The organism is Halarchaeum salinum, assembly GCF_039520965.1.
Taxonomy (GTDB): domain Archaea; phylum Halobacteriota; class Halobacteria; order Halobacteriales; family Halobacteriaceae; genus Halarchaeum; species Halarchaeum salinum.
In genome coordinates this window covers 41,324-58,204 of the sequence record NZ_BAAABL010000041.1, presented here as the reverse complement: position 1 = coordinate 58,204, position 16,881 = coordinate 41,324, and the positions used below count along the sequence as shown (strand labels likewise).

The 16,881-nt window shown below is 68.1% G+C and carries 17 protein-coding genes and 1 tRNA gene; 14 read left to right on the top strand and 4 right to left on the bottom strand.

What is annotated here, in order from left to right; translation table 11 throughout:
• The first annotated feature begins 2 nt into the window (after positions 1-2).
• The gene (locus ABDZ36_RS05655; RefSeq protein ID WP_211312368.1) at positions 3-245 is read left to right on the top strand and encodes a hypothetical protein; all 243 of its coding nucleotides are present in this window, start codon (positions 3-5) and stop codon (positions 243-245) included.
• Here the strand turns inward: ABDZ36_RS05655 and nucS are convergent.
• Genes nucS through ABDZ36_RS05640 form a run of 3 tightly spaced genes read right to left on the bottom strand, consistent with a single transcriptional unit; the run spans position 238 to position 2,991 of the window.
• Positions 238-1,017 (bottom strand): endonuclease NucS, encoded by a 780-nt coding sequence (nucS, locus tag ABDZ36_RS05650; protein ID WP_211312367.1) that lies wholly within the window; start codon positions 1,015-1,017, stop codon positions 238-240. The two genes, ABDZ36_RS05655 and nucS, sit on opposite strands and share 8 nt — an antisense overlap.
• Before the next feature lie 34 nt (positions 1,018-1,051).
• On the bottom strand, positions 1,052-1,690 hold the full coding sequence (gene rnhB / locus ABDZ36_RS05645) for a ribonuclease HII (RefSeq protein WP_211312366.1): 639 nt from the start codon (positions 1,688-1,690) through the stop codon (positions 1,052-1,054).
• Positions 1,690-2,991 (bottom strand): tRNA pseudouridine(54/55) synthase Pus10, encoded by a 1,302-nt coding sequence (locus ABDZ36_RS05640; RefSeq protein ID WP_211312365.1) that lies wholly within the window; start codon positions 2,989-2,991, stop codon positions 1,690-1,692. The genes rnhB and ABDZ36_RS05640 overlap by 1 nt, the downstream gene beginning before the upstream one ends.
• An 83-nt stretch (positions 2,992-3,074) precedes the next feature.
• Between ABDZ36_RS05640 and ABDZ36_RS05635 the strand changes: the two genes are divergently transcribed.
• From ABDZ36_RS05635 to ABDZ36_RS05575, 13 genes are all read left to right on the top strand, one after another.
• On the top strand, positions 3,075-4,073 hold the full coding sequence (locus ABDZ36_RS05635) for a DUF7544 domain-containing protein (protein ID WP_211312364.1): 999 nt from the start codon (positions 3,075-3,077) through the stop codon (positions 4,071-4,073).
• 48 nt (positions 4,074-4,121) lie between these two features.
• Positions 4,122-4,718 carry a tRNA (pseudouridine(54)-N(1))-methyltransferase TrmY gene (gene trmY / locus ABDZ36_RS05630; RefSeq protein ID WP_211312363.1) on the top strand — a complete coding sequence of 199 codons (597 nt, stop codon included), beginning with the start codon at positions 4,122-4,124 and terminating at the stop codon, positions 4,716-4,718.
• A 50-nt stretch (positions 4,719-4,768) separates the two neighbouring features.
• Positions 4,769-4,841: transfer RNA gene (locus ABDZ36_RS05625), tRNA-Pro, on the top strand.
• Between the two features lie 444 nt (positions 4,842-5,285).
• Complete coding sequence (locus tag ABDZ36_RS05620; protein WP_211312362.1) at positions 5,286-5,708, top strand: type IV pilin domain-containing protein; 423 nt, start codon at positions 5,286-5,288, stop codon at positions 5,706-5,708.
• The gene (locus ABDZ36_RS05615; RefSeq protein WP_211312361.1) at positions 5,709-6,182 is read left to right on the top strand and encodes a type IV pilin domain-containing protein; all 474 of its coding nucleotides are present in this window, start codon (positions 5,709-5,711) and stop codon (positions 6,180-6,182) included.
• A gap of 284 nt (positions 6,183-6,466) precedes the next feature.
• On the top strand, positions 6,467-7,918 hold the full coding sequence (locus tag ABDZ36_RS05610) for an ATP-binding protein (RefSeq protein ID WP_211312360.1): 1,452 nt from the start codon (positions 6,467-6,469) through the stop codon (positions 7,916-7,918).
• Positions 7,919-8,151: 233 nt separating this feature from the next.
• Positions 8,152-8,901, top strand: a complete 750-nt coding sequence (locus tag ABDZ36_RS05605; RefSeq protein WP_211312359.1) for a histidine kinase — start codon at positions 8,152-8,154, stop codon at positions 8,899-8,901.
• 44 nt (positions 8,902-8,945) lie between these two features.
• Complete coding sequence (locus ABDZ36_RS05600) at positions 8,946-9,674, top strand: profilin-fold protein (RefSeq protein ID WP_211312358.1); 729 nt, start codon at positions 8,946-8,948, stop codon at positions 9,672-9,674.
• A 48-nt stretch (positions 9,675-9,722) separates the two neighbouring features.
• Complete coding sequence (locus ABDZ36_RS05595; protein WP_211312357.1) at positions 9,723-10,301, top strand: NUDIX hydrolase; 579 nt, start codon at positions 9,723-9,725, stop codon at positions 10,299-10,301.
• Between the two features lie 190 nt (positions 10,302-10,491).
• Positions 10,492-11,895, top strand: a complete 1,404-nt coding sequence (locus ABDZ36_RS05590) for a GntP family permease (protein ID WP_211312356.1) — start codon at positions 10,492-10,494, stop codon at positions 11,893-11,895.
• 45 nt (positions 11,896-11,940) lie between these two features.
• Positions 11,941-13,428: a tRNA guanosine(15) transglycosylase TgtA gene (tgtA, locus tag ABDZ36_RS05585; RefSeq protein WP_211312355.1), complete on the top strand. Its 1,488-nt coding sequence runs from the start codon at positions 11,941-11,943 to the stop codon at positions 13,426-13,428.
• A 166-nt stretch (positions 13,429-13,594) separates the two neighbouring features.
• On the top strand, positions 13,595-15,355 hold the full coding sequence (gene arcS, locus ABDZ36_RS05580) for an archaeosine synthase subunit alpha (protein WP_211312354.1): 1,761 nt from the start codon (positions 13,595-13,597) through the stop codon (positions 15,353-15,355).
• Positions 15,352-15,693 (top strand): DUF8048 family protein, encoded by a 342-nt coding sequence (locus ABDZ36_RS05575; protein ID WP_211312353.1) that lies wholly within the window; start codon positions 15,352-15,354, stop codon positions 15,691-15,693. Before arcS ends, ABDZ36_RS05575 begins: the two co-directional genes overlap by 4 nt.
• Here the strand turns inward: ABDZ36_RS05575 and ABDZ36_RS05570 are convergent, their stop codons facing one another.
• Positions 15,694-16,881 (bottom strand): cation:proton antiporter, encoded by a 1,188-nt coding sequence (locus ABDZ36_RS05570; protein WP_211312352.1) that lies wholly within the window; start codon positions 16,879-16,881, stop codon positions 15,694-15,696.

Here is a 16,881-nt window from a genome sequence, read left to right as displayed (position 1 = left end):
GTATGCCCTCCGAAACGTACGACGAGACGTATCGCGCTAGCCGTGACGCCCTCCGCGACACCGTCCTCGACGTCGTTGCGACGCTGTTCGCACTCCTCGTCGCGCTCGCGGCGCTCTTCGTCCTGTCGTACGGTATAGCGAGCCCCGGTTCGGCCGGTTATCTCCTCGCCGCGCTCGCCGGCCTCGCGTTCGTCGCGTGCGTCGGTGGCGTCCTCCGCCTCTGGTGTGTCTGGCCGTTCAGCTGAAGTCCGCGAGCGACGCGTTCGCCGCGTCCGCCTCCGTCTCGAAGTCGGGGAGCGCGACGAACTCCAGGCCGGCGTCGCGACACGCCCGCTGCACGCGCTCGGAGGCCGACGGCGCGACGAGCAGGCCGCGCACCGAGTGCTCGGTCCCGTCCACGTCGCCGTCGTCGCCCGCGAAGAGATCCACGTAGCGTTTGAGCTGGTCGAAATGCGTCAGCGTCGCCTGCACGCGTTTCACCTCGACTACGACCGGCGTGCCCTCGGCATCCGCCGCGTAGAAGTCGACGTAGCCGTATTTCGTCTCGCGTTCGTGCTCCACGATCCGGAGGTCGTCTTCCAGCTCCTCGGGGTTCGCCTCGATGTAGTCGTGCATCTCGGCTTCGGTGCCGGACTCCTCGTACTCGGCCGTATCGTCGGCGTCGAAGCGCGTCAGGCCGTACGTCTCGTGGACGCGTATCTCGACGCGCTCGCGGGGGTTCGTCCGCCGCCCGACGATTACCGGCTCGCCCGACGTCTCGCCCACCGTCGCCGTGACGGTGCCGCCCGAGGGCATCCAGTTCACGGGTTTGTGGTTCGTCGGCTTGTGGACGAGGACGGTGCCGTCGGGTTTCGCGACGAGCAGGCGATCGCCCGGCCCGAGATAGCCGCTCGTCCGGCCGTCGTATTCGACCTCGCAGCGTACCTCGGCGGTGATGATCGCGCCCGCGTGGAGCGCCTCCCCGACGACGGCCGCGACCGTTTCTGCGTCCGGCGACGCATAACGTTCGGTTCCCATCGCTCGCCTCAAAACGCGCGATCCCTATAAGCCGTTAAAAGTCGTCGAGCGCGGACTGTGCGGCCGCGGCGAGAACGTCGTCGCACGTCGCCCACGACTCGCGCGCGCAGCCGGGGAGTGAGCCGTGCTCGCGGACGTACGCCCGGAGGAACTCGCGTGTCGCCGTATCGCCCGGATAGCCGCTCCCGACGTCGCCGTACTCGTCGGCCAGCGCCGCGACGTGGTTGTCGCGTGCAACTTTTGCAACGATGCTCGCCGCGCCGACAATCGCGTGGGTCTCGTCCGCGCCGTGTTCCGCGACGAGGTCAACGTCGGCGTCGAGGCGCGACGCCACGCGCCGCCCGAAGCGTTCCGCGTCCACGTCGCCCCCGTCGACGATCCCATGGAGGCCGTCGATGTCGACACTCGCGAGTGCCCGCGCATGCGCCGCGACGGTGAGCGTGTTCATGTCCGTTCCCGGGTCGTCGATTTCGCTGACGGTGATCTCGGCGACCCCGACGTCAGCGACCTCGCGGATCGCGGCGTCGAGCGTCTCGCGTCGCGCGGGGGACACCCGCTTCGAGTCGCCGACGCCATCGGGAAGCTCGTCGGGATCGCAGACGACCGCCGCCGCGAACATCGAGCCGAGCACGGGCCCCTTGCCGGCCTCGTCGACGCCGAAGCGTCGCGCCATCACTCGTCGCGATCGGCCGGCGCGTCGAGGAAGTAGTCGGGGTCCTCGAACGGTTCGTCCTCGCCCTCGACGGCCAATACGTCGAGTTCCGTCACATGGCACGGGGTCCCGAGAAGGCCGGCGAGCGACGGCGTCGTCCGCCCCTCGTCGCTGGAGACGAGTTCTTTGATGTAGAGGCCGCCCTCGCCGTGAATCTCGACCGTCGCGTGCGTCTCGTCTTCGAGCTCGCCCGACACCGCGTAGGCCTCGCGGACGCGGGTCTTCGCCGCGCGGCGATGCGAGACGCGTTCCGGCGTGTCCTGCTCGATCGTCGCACCGTCGAGGTCGGCGAGCGCTGACGCGAAGTCCTCCTCATCGACGGGCTCGTCGAACGCGACGCGCGCACGATACGTCTTCGACGCGTCGAGTTCCTTCACGCGCTCGACCATGTCGTACGTGGCGAGACGGAGGCCCTCGACCTCGACTTTCCCGTCGGCGAACTCGTTGATCTCGGCTTCGAGTGCGTCGACGTCCGGGAAGCGCTCGCGGGGGTGTTTCACCTCGACGACGAACGGCCGACCGGTCCCGAGCATCTTCGCGTCGATATCCTCGCGCCCCGCGCCGTGAAACGACGAGTCGTCACCGTTCATCGCCTCGCGGATCGGCGGCGAGGTGAGCTGCTCGACCGACTCCGCGTACATGTACCCCGTGCCGTCGCAGTGGATGCAGGGCTCGCCGCCGCGCCGCCCCGTGCCGTTACACTCCCGACACGGCCACTCCGTCTGTGGGAGCTCGCGGCTCAGCTTTCGGTACCGGCCGTAGACGAACGCCGGGTTCACCTGTGCGTCCACGGCTCCCTCGTCGATTTCGAGGACGAAGAGGACGTCCGGGCGCTCGAAGTCGACCTCGGTGTCGGTCAGTTCGCCGACGCGCTTGCCGACCTCGCGGTTGAACTCGGACTTGAACGGCTCGCCCCCCTCCGTAATGTCCGCGCTCTCGCGGAGCAGGTTCTCGTTCTCCTCGACGAGCGGCGGGGCGCGCGTGCCGACCTGGTAGGTGGCGAACTCGACATCGTCGAGCGCCGCGACGGCGCGCTCGGCCCACTCGTCGAACGTCGCGCACAGCCCCTCGCAGACCCAGCAGTCCTCGGGAGCGACGCCCTCGTGTGGCTCGTCGTCGGCCAGTTCGGCGCTCACCCGCAGGGCGTTGCCCCGCTCCGCGTTCGTCAGCCCGAAGCTCCGGTCGGCGAACTGCCGGCCGAGACAGGCGTCGCAGACCGGCCCGTTCTCGACGACGGCCCGGGCATCCTCCAGAAGGCTCATGCACGCCACATCGTCGTGCCCCGGGAGGAAGCCTTCGGTTTCGCGGGGAAACCGTTACCTCGCCGGCCCGCGACCGTCCGCCCGTGTCCCTCCACGCACTCGACGACACCGACGACGCGATTACCGTCACGATCGCCTTCTGCCGCGGCCTCGCCGTCCGCGAGTGGCCGAAACTCGCCCTGATCGCCCTCCTCTCCGGTGGCACCGCCGCCACGTCCTCGCTCACGGGGTCGTTCGACATCGGCGGCCCCGGCCCGACCGCGGGACCGACGGGCGGCCCGGGGATGGGCCCGATGGGAATGGGGGCGGGCGGGCTTCCGTCGGTCGGCTTCGAGTTGTTCGTCGCCGCCATCGCCGGCCTCGTCCTCCTGGGACTCGTCCTCGGCGCGCTGTCGGCGACGTTCCAGTTCGTCTTCGTCGACGCGCTCGTCACCGGCGACGTCGCGATCCGCCGGCCGTTTGCCGCTCACTGGCGCGACGGCGTCCGCGTCTTCGCCTTCGAGCTCGCCGTCGGCCTTCCCGCGCTCGCTGTCGGCGTCCTCGCCGTCGCCCCGCTGCTCGTTGGCCTGCCAGCCGGCCCGTTCTTCCTCCTGTTGTTGCCCGTCGCCGGCCTCCTCGCGCTCCTCGCGTCCGTCGTCGTCGGCTTCACCCGCGCGTTCGTCGTCCCGATCGTGTACCACACCGACGTCGGCGTTCTCGCCGCGTGGCGACGACTCCTCGGCGTCGTCCGCGCGAACCCGGGCGAGTACGGTGCGTTCGTCGTCGTGAACTTCGTGCTCGCGCTCATCGCCGGCGTGATCGTCGGCATCGGGGCGTTCGTCGCCGCGCTCGTCGTCACCATCCCGTTCGGCATCGTCTTCGGTCTCCCGTTCGCCCTCGCGGGCGCGAGCGGCGTCCTCCCGTGGGTGTGGCTCGCCATCGGCCTCCTGCTCGGCGGTCTCGCCTTCCTCCTCGGTGTCGGCCTCGTCACCGCGCCCGTGCAGGCCGCGCTGCGCTACTACGCGCTCCTCGTCCTCGGCGACACCGAGCCCGACCTGGCCCTCGTCGCCGACCGGCGAGCCGCCGCGCGCCGCGACGACTGACCCGCCGCGTGTCGCGAGATTCAAGCCCGTCGCGCCGCACTCGTCCGTATGCGCCACTTCGTCGTCCACGGCCACGACGCCCCCACGACGGCCGATTTCGACCTCTCGGATCTCGCCGGCGGCGCGGGCCGTCTCGACGTCCTTTGTCGCTGTGTCAGCGCCGCGCTCTTCCTCTCGCACGGCATCCGCGAGGACGTCCGCGTCAGCCTCGTCCTCGCCGACGAACTCACCGTCCGCTTCGAGGGCTCCGACGTCCGTTATCTCAACCCCGACGAGCGCAACGTCGCCGGCATGCTCCGCAAAGCCATCGAGGCCAAATCGCGGGCCATCGGCCACCGCGAGGCCGAACCCTCCCCCGGCGTCCACGTCTCGACGCGCGGCTTCGAGCCGACCGTCGAGGCCGCCGCACGCGACGGCACCGTCGTCCAACTCCACGAGGATGGTGCGCCGCTCGCCGACGTCGAGCCCCCCGCAAACCCGGTCTTCGTCCTCTCGGACCACCGGGACTTCACCGACGAGGAGGCGGCGCTCCTCGAGGACGTCTGCGACGAACGCGTCCGCGTCGGCCCCGCGGTGCTCCACGCCGACCACACCGTCACCGTCGCGCACAACTACCTCGACACCGAGGGCTACACGACCTACTGAGTCCGCCCTTTCGGAAGCGTTAAAGGCGACGCACACCTTCGAAAAGGTGCGGGCCGGTGGGGTAGCTTGGTATCCTTCGGCCTTCGGGTGGCCGTAACCGCGATTCGAATTCGCGCCGGCCCATTTTCACCCCACTTCGAAACGACGAGCGACAGCGAGGAGTCCGACGTGGGTGTGTAACTCACGCCGCGCGAATTCGAGCAGGCGGGGCGAGCGAAGCGAGTCCCGCCGAGTTCGAACTTCACGCCGGCCCACTTCTCCCGCATTCGTTCTTCAGGAGTTAGCTGACAGAGAGCGGTCGCTCTCCCGTAAGATCGCTCCTGTCCTTGCCAAACATGCTCCGTCGCCGACTTAGCACGTACTACTGGTATTAAAAAGGTTTCAGTGGGTTCGGCGGCGGGAATCGGCCACCTTATTTAAGTTACTTCCGAGACTATCAGGGTGTAGACGCCGGCCATCACCAGCAGAAGGGAACGTAGGGGCGGAGGCTTCGGGCCTCCTGACCCACACGGAGGGGAGCCGTGAGTCCCCGACTTGACTTCTGTGACTGGGTCGGCGCAGCAATCCATGAAACTAACAAACATCCTCGAAGCGGACGACCGTGCCGTTTCCCCAGTTATTGGTGTGATTCTCATGGTCGCGATTACCGTAATCCTCGCGGCCGTTATCGGCACGTTCGTCCTCGGACTCGGGAATCAGGTCGGAAATCAATCACCGCAGGCCAGCTTTGGATTCGACTTTGAGGAGACAGGATTAGTAACCATCACTCATCAGGGAGGGGATACAATCCAGAGTGATGCAACAATTACAGTTAATGCCACAGGAGATGCTCTAAGTACTACTTGGGGTACACCAATTACTGCGGGTGATTCTAAGGAATTCGACAAAGGAAGTGCTTGGAGTGGTGAAACAGTAACTGTCAATTGGCAGGGATCGGGTGGGGACACTTCTGCAACGCTCGGCAGCGCGACTGCACCTGACAACGCATAAATGAAAATCTTACGAACCTTATTATCAGACGACCGTGCCGTCTCTCCCGTCATCGGAGTTATTCTTATGGTTGCGATTACCGTGATTCTCGCGGCCGTTATCGGTACGTTCGTCCTCGGACTCGGGAATCAGGTCGGAAATCAAGCACCCCAAGCGAGCTTCAGCTTTGACTTTGATGACTCTGAGGGTTCTGTTACGATAATGCATCAGGGCGGAGATACGATTCAGTCGGATGCAACCCTCCAAGTCGTTACCTCTGAAGGTGACTGGGCTGAAGGTTCGTCGACTGGGGTGACTGCAGTGAGTGGTGAAGATAGCCGCCTAAACTGGGATACTATGCCAGTCACATCAGGAGATAGTGTCGTTGCGAATCACACAGATGCTAGCTGGAGTGGCCAGACAGTATCCGTTACGTGGGAGAGTGCGAACGGCGATCAGTCTGCCACGCTAGGAGACAGCACGGCTCCGAGCTAACTCGCCCCACTTTCTTTTTAGCGCTGCTCTGTAGTGATAGCTATCCCCACCAAGTCCACGCTGGCCTGGTCCCTCTCGCATCACCAGGCTATGGCAGCCCACACAAGGCCGTCGCGGACTATCGGTACGTCCAGCGATAGGCGAGCCGACGCCCGAATCGTGGATCAAGTGCTTTCTGCTGATTGATGCGACCGGCGGGGAGCCTCGGAGTCACAGCGTCGCGCCCCCGCGTAGGGCCAACTAGTCCGGTCGTTTTTACGGGCCGCTCTCGAACTCCCGTCATAGTGCAGTCACGCAACGGGACCCGGATCGCCGGCGCGATCACCGCGGCGCTCGGGATCACCTTCTTCTCGATCACCGTCTACAACGCGTTCGAGAACGTCCTCGTGCGTGGCGATCCGGTGTCCGCGTCGGCGTTCGAAACCCTGCTCCCGGGGCTCGCCGAGCTCGTGCTCGTCGCCCTCGGCGTGTGGATCTACCGGTGCGACGACGGGACGGACATCGCCCACTACGTGCTGGTGTCGATGGCGGCGGGCGCGACGTCGATCCTCGCAATCGCGCTCTGGGAGACGTTCTTCCAGCAGTACCAGCGCGGGTTCCAACCGCTCTACATCCTCACGAGCATGCTCGCCGCGGCGCTCGTGATCAGCGCGCTGCTGGGCATCTACTTCTCGAAGTACACGCACGAACGCCGCATCTCCGCGCGTCTCCACGATCGCTTCTCGGTGCTCTTCCGGAACGTTCCCGACCCGGTGTTCGGCGTCGTCTCGCGGGACGGCGTCCGCCGGGTCGAACTCGTCAACCCCGCATTCGAGGCCGCCCTGGATGTCGACGAGGAAGCCGTCTCGGGCCGGCCGCTCGCGGAGCTCGCGGTCGAGGCCGACGACGACGCCGACTCGCTGCCGCGCGAGACGCCGACCGAGAGCGACTGGGTCGCGGAGTCGATCACGATCCGCACCCGCGGCGGCCAGCGCGAGTTCGTGCGCCTCGACTCGCCGCTCGCCGATGACCGCAGCGTCGACCGGGATATCGGCGTCTACATCGACGTGACGGACGACCGGCAGCGAGCGGAGCGCCTCGACGTCCTCCGGCGCGTCATCCGGCACAACCTCCGGAACAAGCTGACGATCATCTCGGGGAACGCGACCAGTCTCCGAAAGCGCGACGTCGACGGGACGGCGGCGGAGTTGCTCGACCACCTCGCTGTCGCCGCGGACGAACTCGTCTCGCTCAGCGAGCGCGCGTACGAGATCGAGGCCGCGGTCGCGACCGACGACGTCGAGACGCGCCCACACCCGGTCTCTTCGCTCGTCGAGGACGCCGTCGACAGCGTTCGGGTCCGCTACCCGCACGCCGACTACGAAGTCGCGTGCCTCCCCGACCTGTTCGCGTCGGGGACGAGCGCGCTCGGGATGGCGGTCGAGGCGCTCATCGAGAACGCGGTCGCGCACAACGACGCCGACGACCCGACCGTCCGCGTGACGGGCGAGATCGACGCCGACGGGTTCGTCGACATCGCCGTCGAGGACGACGGGCCGGGGATCGACCCGGAGACGCGCGAACTCATCGCGGGCGAGCGCACGCACGGCCAGATCGACCACCTCGACGGCCTCGGCCTGTGGTTGGCGCAGTGGGCGGCGACGGACGCCGACGGCCGGCTCTCCTTCGCGGACACCGAGGCGGGGACGACCGTCCATCTCCACGTCCCGCAGGCGAGTGCGCCCACTGAGGCCTGATCGAACCGATCGAACGCCGCTCGATGCGACAGCCGTCCAAACTCGGGTCGGACCGAACGAACGCCGCTCGATGCGACAGCCGACCGAACTCGGGTCGGACCGAACGAACGCCGCTCGATGCGACAGCCGGCCGGATTCGGGTCGGATCGACCGAGCACTGCACGGTGACACACCCTCCTCAGTCCCCGCTCGACGCGAACGGTTTTTAGTTGCCCGAGCGTGATTATGACGGGATGACGATAGAACGGTTCTTCGATCGGGTCCAGGGGTCCCGGTCGTCGCTCGTCGTGGTCAACCGCGAGCAACCCCAACCGGTTCAGCGGATGCTGTCACGCCTCTTCGAGGACCAACCGGTCACCGTCGAGGAGACCGAGATCCCCGACGGCGAGCGCGATCTGGTGCTCCTCGTCCGCGACGGCGTCGTCGTGGCGTCCTCAACGCTCGAGGACGTGATGAACGCGATCCTGATGGTGAACTCGGATCTGTTCGTGACGGGATCACGCGACCTCGTCGACGCCGACCTCCCCGACGTCCTCGCGGAAATCGAGGAGACGCGCTTCGACGTGCGGGGCTACCCAGCCTCGGAGAACGACAAACTCCTGCTCATCGCGGTCTCGCGCGCCATCGAGCGCGAGGCGTTCCTCGCCGATGCCGGCCGGTTGCGTTCTGCCTTCCAGTACCTCTCGCGGATCCGCGACGAATCCGGCACGCGCGCCGTCTACGACACGCTCGGCGACAGCGACCTCGACGTCCACGTCTACGGGATTCCCGACTGGGTCCCGCCGGAGGCGCTCGGCGTGACGATCCACGGCGGCTACGGCCACGACTTCCGTCGCGGGTGGTTCGTCGTCCACCACCGCCCCGACGGCGGCGGGACGGCGCTCGTCGCCGCCCGAACAGACGAACAGCGCTGGTCGGGGTTCTGGACGAGTCGCGACCCCCTCGTGGACGACGTGGCCGACTACATCGCCCGAAATCTCTGAGTCGGAGCAGGGAACGTATCCCCGTCGGCCCCCTCCCGACGTCCATGTCGGACCCCGAACGCGTCGAAGTGCCGGTGCCGAGCGCGGACGCCCCCGTCGCGGAGCGCGATCGGGTCGTCGCGCGCGTCCGCGAGCACGCTGGCCGGTTGGCGCGCGAACTCGCCCGTCTCCAGGGTGGCGACTACGGCCGTCGAACCTTCCGCGTCGACGGCGGCGAGTGGACGCTGAAGTACGAGGCGGGCGACCTCGACTTCCTCCGCTTCGAGGGCCGCTCCGGCCTCGACGTCTACGTCGTCTCGACCAAGACCGACCCGGACGCGGCGGACCTCTCGACGGCGATGAGCCACTATGAGGCGTTCGCCGCCGCGTTCGCCGACTACGTCGACTCGCTGCGCGGCGTCCTCGACGATGTCCCTGACACCTTCCCCGACATCGCCTCGACCGGCGAGGTCGCCGCGGAACGCGACCGGATCGTCGGCCGGATGCGCGACGCCGCCGACCGGATGGCCGCCGAACTGCACCGCGTCGAACCCACCGAGTACGGGACCTTCGCGGCGACTATTGATGGCACGCGCTGGGAACTCAAACGCGAGGCCGACCGAGCGACGTACGTCCGCGCGGGCGGCGAGGGCGGCGTCTATCTCGTCTCGCAGTACGCGCCGCCCGCACCGGGCGACGTCCGCAGGTACGCACCGGCCTTCCGGGGGTTCGTCGAGGCGTTCAACGACGAGGTCGAGGAGCTGAGCGACTCACTCGACGGCGTCGAACTCTGAGGGCGCGGAATCGAAACGGCGAGGGGGACGGCGGCCGACGCCTCCACCATGACGGACGCACCCGACGACGACCTCGCGTGGGAGACGACGGCCAGCGAGATCGCCTACACCTGTCCCGGCTTCGATATCGTCCGCGACGACGTCGTCCTCCCGGACGGCACTGAGACTGACTACGACTACCTCGATGACGACCCGGCGGTCGTCGTCCTCCCGTTCACCCCCGACGGCGATGTGGTCGTCATCGAAGAGTGGCGACAGGCGGTCAAGCGCGTCAATCGCGGGCTGCCCGCCGGAAGCGTCGAACCCGACGACGCCGACCTCACGGCCGCGGCACGCCGCGAACTCGAAGAGGAGACGGGCTACGTCGCCGACAGCCTCCGCTCTCTGACGACGCTCGAACCCGCGAACGGCATCACGAACGCCGTCCACCACGTCTTTGTCGCGGAGGGCTGCACGCCGACGGGCGAGCGCGACCTCGACTTCAACGAGAGCATTCGCGTCGAGGAGACGCCACACGAGGCGCTGCGCGACGCCGTCCGCGAGGGCGACTGCCGTGATGGTCGCACCGCGCTCGCCCTGCTCTACCACGACGCGTTCCGCCCCGAGTCCGAGGGCGACCACGCCTAGACGACCCACCGTACTCTCCGTTCCGCGTTCGTCCCGACAGCTGTACAGCACCGGTGGTCCGAGCGCGGCTGATAATATACAATAGTTGATGGTATAGAACGAAAGTAGAAGATAGTGCCCGGACGTCCATTACAATATTATAGACAATTTCAATAGATATTTTACACCGGAGTGGCTGAGACGCACACACATGCCAGTTGCACTTCCACCACTGACCGCGTTCGTCGTCGGCGTCGCCGCCGTCGTCCTGCTCCTCGTCGTCTGGGACCTCCCGGCGTTCCTGGGGCTGGTCATCGCGGCGGTGCTCGTTGGTACCACGAATGCCTACTTCCTCCCCGACATCGCATTCGGGAACGTCCCGGGGAGCGTCGCGACGGCGTTCGGGAACAATATGGCCGGGATCGGGATCCCCATCCTGATGGCCGCCATCATCGGGAAGTCGATGTTGGAGTCCGGCGCGGCCGACCGTATCGTCGGCTCGTTCCGCTCGCACATATCGGACGACCACATGGACTTCGCGCTCTGGGGAAGCTCGTCCTTCCTCGCGATCCCGGTCTTCTTCGACAACGTGTTCTACCTGATGGCTCCGCTCGCCCGCTCGATGCGCGCGCGCATCGGGAAGAACTACGCGCTCTACCTCGTCGTCGTCGGTGCCGGCGCGTCCACGACGCACGTCTTCGTGCCGCCGACGCCGGGACCGCTCGCGGTCGCCGATCAGCTCAGCCAGGGCAGCGGCTCGTCCATCCTCGGGACGACGATCCTCGTCGGCCTGCTCGTCGCCATTCCGGCGGCGCTCATCGGCGGCATCGCCTACGGGCGCTTCATCAACGCGCGCATCGACATCCCGCTCCGCGACGCGATGGGCACGTCTGCCGAGGAGCTGGAAGAACGGGCGAACCGCGACGCCGCCTCGCTCCCCGGTTTCCTCGAGTCCGCACTCCCCATCTTCGCAGCCATCCTCCTCGTCGCCTCCAGCACGATCGTCAACGCCTTCGGCGACACGTATCCCGTCCTCCAGAACTACGCGCCCGTCACGTCCTTCCTCGGCGACGCGAACTTCGCGCTGACTGTCGCCGCCATGCTCGCCGCGCTCACCTACCTGCGGATGGACGACTTCCCGCGGCACGTCTGGCAGGACGAACTCACTGACGCGCTCCAGAACGGCGGCAACATCGCCGCCATCACCTGCGCCGGCGGGGCGTTCGGTGCGATGCTGGCAGCCTCCGGTATCGGTGGCTTCATCGCCGGCCAACTCCAGTCGATCGGCATCGGCCTGCTCATCACCGCGTGGCTCATCGCCGCCATCGTCCGCATCGCGCAGGGATCGGCGACCGTCGCGATGCTCACGACGGCCGGCATCATGGCACCCCTCGTCCCGCAGTTGAGCGTCCACCCCGCCTACCTCGTGATGGCGATCGGCGCTGGCGGGAACATCTGCTCGTGGTACAACGACTCGGGCTTCTGGCTCGTCAAGGAGATCGGCGGCCTCACGCAAGCCGAGACGCTGAAGACGTGGACGGTGCTCACGACCCTCGTCTCCATCACCGGCCTCATCGCCGTGCTCGTCTACTCGACGCTCTTCCCGCTCGCGTAGACGGACAACACAATCCTTAGCCGTCCTCCCGTCGAATCGACGGTAATGAGAGACGTCTTCGAGATCCGCGCGCAGGACGCCGGCGGCCGCGTCGGCGACCTGCACGTCCCGCGGGCGGACGTGACCGTGGAGACGCCCGCGCTCCTTCCCGTCGTCAACCCGAACGTTATCACGGTCGATCCCGCGCGCTTCGACGAGTTCGGCGCGGAGATTCTCATCACGAACTCCTACATCATCAAGCGCGACGAGGCGCTCGCCGAGCGCGCCCGCGAGAAGGGGCTCCACGACCTCCTCGGCTTCGACGGCGCGATCATGACCGACTCGGGGTCGTTCCAGCTCTCCGAGTACGGCGAGATCGACACGGACACCGAGGAGATCCTGCGCTTCCAACGCGACATCGGGAGCGACATCGGGACGCCCGTGGACATCCCGACGCCGCCGGACGTCGAGCGCGAGCGTGCCGAAGACGAACTGCGCACGACCCAGGAGCGCCTCGAGCTCGCGGAGACGGTCGACGTCGGCGACATGCTCGTCAACGCGCCCGTGCAGGGCTCGACGTATCCCGACCTCCGCGAGGACGCCGGACGACACGCCTACGCGACGGACCTCGACGTCTTCCCGGTCGGCGCGGCGGTGCCGATGATGAACGACTACCGCTACGACGACGTGGCGCGCGCCGTCGCCGGCGCGAAGCGCGGCCTCGGTGCCGATGCGCCCGTCCACCTCTTCGGCGCGGGCCACCCGATGATGTTCGCACTCGCCGTCGCGCTCGGTTGCGACCTCTTCGACTCGGCGGCGTACGCCCTCTACGCCCGCGACGACCGCTACCTCACTGTCCACGGCACCGAACAGCTCACCGACCTCAGACATTTCCCCTGCGCGTGCCCGATCTGTACCGAGCACGACCCCGAGGAGGTACGCAGAATGCCCGACGCAGCCCGCGAGGAACTGCTCGCCGAGCACAACCTCCACGTCTCCTTCACCGAGCTCCGGCGGGTGAAGCAGGCGATCCGCGACGGCGACCTGCTCGAACTCGTGGAGGCGCGCGCGCACGCCCACCCGCGCACCCTCGACGGCTATCGTGCCTTCCTCGATCACGCCGAGCAGTACGAGACGAGCGACCCCGCGAGCAAGGACACCTTCTTCTACGCCTCCGCGGAGTCGGCGCGTCGCCCCGAAGTCCTGCGCCACCGCGAGCGCCTCGGTCGGCTCTCCCCCGAGGGGCACGTCCTCCTCAGCGAGGGGCCCCGCCACGACGGCTACGACGACTGTTGGAACGTGAAACCGCCGTTCGGGCCGTATCCGCGCGAGCTCTCGGAGCTCTACCCACTCACCGCCGAGATCCCGCAGAACATGGATCGGGAGGGGTACGAGGCGGCCGCGAAGGGGATCGCGCGCCTCGCCGGCGAACACCCGGACACGGCGTTCACGTTCGCCCACGAGTCGTGGCCGGCGGACGCCCTCGACTACGTCCCGCCGCGCGTCACGACGGTCGACCTTGCAGAGGAGCGTCTCACTGGCCCCGACGCGTAGCGTCCCGCACACCGAGACAGCCCGTGATCCGCGGCGATCCGTGATTTACCGCCATGTCGGTCCGTAATCTGGGGCGATCCGTGGTGACCCGCCGCGACCCGCGGTGATCCGCGACGCATGCCCGTGTAAGGCAAAACCCTTCTTTTCCCGTGCCGCACGTTCGGTAATGACCGATCACTTCGAGGTCCACCACCGGGACGCCGCGGCCCGCATCGGCGAGTTGCGCCTCGCGGACCCCGTGACGACGCCGTGTCTCGCGGACGACGTCGTGACGGACGCCGGGAGCCTCTGGAACGCAGAGCGCGAGGTCCCCGCGGGCGACGACTCGCAGGTGACGATCCTCCCCCACCGGGGCTTCCCCAGCGGCACCGCCGACGAGGTGCAGGAATCCTTCGCGGTCGAGCACCCGGACGTCGACTATCCGAGCGGCGTCGTCGTCTCGCCCGACACGGCCAAAAACCACGGCGCGGACGTCTACGTCGTCTCGGGTGCGCCGGGGTTCGTCGGCCACGCGCCCTCCTTCCGCGACGCCGTCCTCGACGTTCGGGACGCCGTCCCGGACGACACCGCGCTCTACCTCTCGGGCGTCGCGACGCCGAGCAACGTCGCGACGCTCGTCTACGCGGGCGTCGACCTCGTGGACGGCGACCGGGCAGTCGTCCGCGGGACACAGGGGCGTTATCTCACGACCGAGGGCGACCACCACCTCGACGAGCTGGACGAACTGCCGTGCGCGTGTCCGGCGTGCCAGCAGCCACTCGCCGAGTTCGACCGCGAGGACTGCGTCGCGCACAACGTGAACGCCCTCGAGGCCGAACTCGCGCGCGTCCGCGGGCGGATCCGCCAAGGTCGCCTGCGCGACTACGTCGAGGGCCAGGCCCGTCACGAGGCGTGGACGACCGCGGCGTTCCGCGAGTTCGACCAGCAGTGGGGGTACGTTGAACAGCGCACGCCGATCGAGCGCGACTCGCTGCTCCTCTCCGCGAGCGAGGACACCCTGCGGCGCGTCGAGATCCAGCGCTTCGCCGAGCGCGTCACCTCGCGCTACACGCCGCGTCTCGACGACTACCCGCTCCTCCTCGTGCCGTGTTCGGCGCGAAAGCCCTACTCGGACTCCCAGAGCCACCGGCAGTTCCAGGACGCCGCGAGCTATCGCGGCCACCTCGTCTCGATGACGTCGCCGATCGGCGTCGTCCCGACCGAACTCGAACTCACCTACCCCGCACAGCAGTACGATTCGGTGGTGACGGGCGACTGGTCGGCGACCGAGATCGAGTTCGTCTCGACGGTCCTCGAGCGCTACCTCGATCGGACGGACTACCCGCGGATCGTCGCGCACGTCCCGAACGAGGGGTATCGCGAGATCGTCGAGCGCGCGACCGCGGAGCGCGACATCCCCGTGGAGTACACGGTCGTCGACCATCCGACGACGGACGAGTCGCTCGGCGAACTGAACGCCGCGCTCGCGGGCGAGGACCAGATCTGGGTGCAAGAACGCGAGGCCGCGACGCTGCGCGCCGTCGCGGACTACCAGTTCGGCGACGGTGCGGGCGACGTCCTCTTCGCCCCGGACGACTTCGAGTTGCAGGGCCGCTACCCGAAGCTCCAGGCGCTCGATGGCGACGGCGAGCAGCTCGCGGCGCTCGTCCCGCAGTACGGAACGCTCTCGCTCTCGCTCGCCGGCGCGCACAAGTGGGACGCGAGCACCGTGCCGACGAAGCGGGTCAAAATCGACGCGTTCGTCCCGCACGGCGACGTCCTCGCGCCGGGCGTGGTCGAGGCCGACGACTCGATCCGGCCGGGTGACGAGGTCGTCGTCGAGGGGCCCAAGGCGTTCGCGGTGGGGCGCGCGACCGTCCACGGGTCGGCGATGGCGGACGCGACGCGCGGCGTCGTCGTCGACGTCCGGCACAGCGAGGAGACGTGACGCACCCGATCCCGGCGGCGGCGTGCGAGGGGGCGGACGTCGATCCCGCGACCCTGGACGCGCTGCTTGGGCGCGTCGCCGACTACTTTGACGGGAAGGAGCGCGCCCTCGAACGGCAGTACGAGCGCGCGATCGCCGCGACCGACGGTGTCGTTCTGTTCGCCGACGCGGGGTTCTGGGACCGGACGGGCGCGGCGCTGGGCTTCACCGAGACGGAGATCACGGCGGTCCGACGCGCCCACGAGGCCACGCTGTTGCTCGCGGGTGATCGCGCCGATCGCCTCGCGGAGTTCGAGACGGCGCTCGACGTGCGAACGGCGGTCGTGCTCGGGCGCTGATCAGGACGACTCGCTGGCGAGACGCGACGTCAGGACGCCCTCGTGGGCGATGGCGAGCGTGCCGACGATACTCATGACGAGCACGTAGCCGACGGCGAACGGCGGAACGGTTTCCCGGATCGCCGGCACGGTGCTCGCGGCGGCGAGCGTCGCGACGATGAGCGAGAACTCCCCACGAGCGAGGAGGCCGATGCCGACGCGTGCGGAGCGGCGCGCGCTGAGGCCGGTGAGCCGCCCGCCCGCGTAGCCGCTGGCGAGTTTGCTCGCGGTCGTGGCGAGCGCGGCGACCGCGACCAAGAGCGCGACGCCGGCGACGACGCGGAGGTCGGTGTCGAGGCCGATGGCGAAGAAGAAGACGGCGGCGAAGATGTCGCGCAACGGCATTACGAGGTGTTCGATGCGCTCGACGAGGTTGGTCGTACTGAACGCCGTGCCGACGAAGAAGGCGGCGACGGCCTCGCTGACGCCGACGGAGAGTGCGAGCGCGCCGACGGCGACGGCGACGCCGACGATTCGGAGGACGAACAGCTCGTCCGGACCCACGTCGAAGACGCGCTCGACGGAGTCGCTGCCGTAGTAGGCGACGAGGGCGAGGGCGGCGAGGAAGCAGAATGAGCCCGCGACGCTGCGTGCCGCGCCTTCGAGCGTGCCGCCGCCGACGATCGCCGCGAGCACCGCGAGGTAGACGGCGACGATGATGTCCTCGACAACGAGCGTGCCCAGAATCGTCCGGCTCTCCGGGTTCGCGAGCCACCCGGCGTCGGTCAGCGACTTCGTGATGATGGCGCTGGAGGAGACGAAGACGATGCCGACGACGAAGACCGCACCGAGGGGGCCGAGGCCGAACGCGTACGCGATCGCAACGCCGATCGCGCCGTTGACGAGGAAGTCGACGCTCCCGAGGAGCGCGAGCTCGCGCCCCTTCGAGATGAGGTAGCCGATGTCGAACTCCAACCCGAGGAAGAACAACAGGAGGACGATCCCGAGCTCAGCGGCGGTGGTGACGAACTCGCCGTGGGTCACCAACTGGAGCGAGACGCCCGCGATCTCCGTGGGGACGTACGGGCCGACGATGATGCCGGCGACGATGTACGCGGGGATGACGGACTGGCCGAAACGATGCGCGAGCGCGCCGGCGAGCGCGAGCGCGAGGAACGCGACGCCGGTCTCGAAGAGGACGCCGGCCAT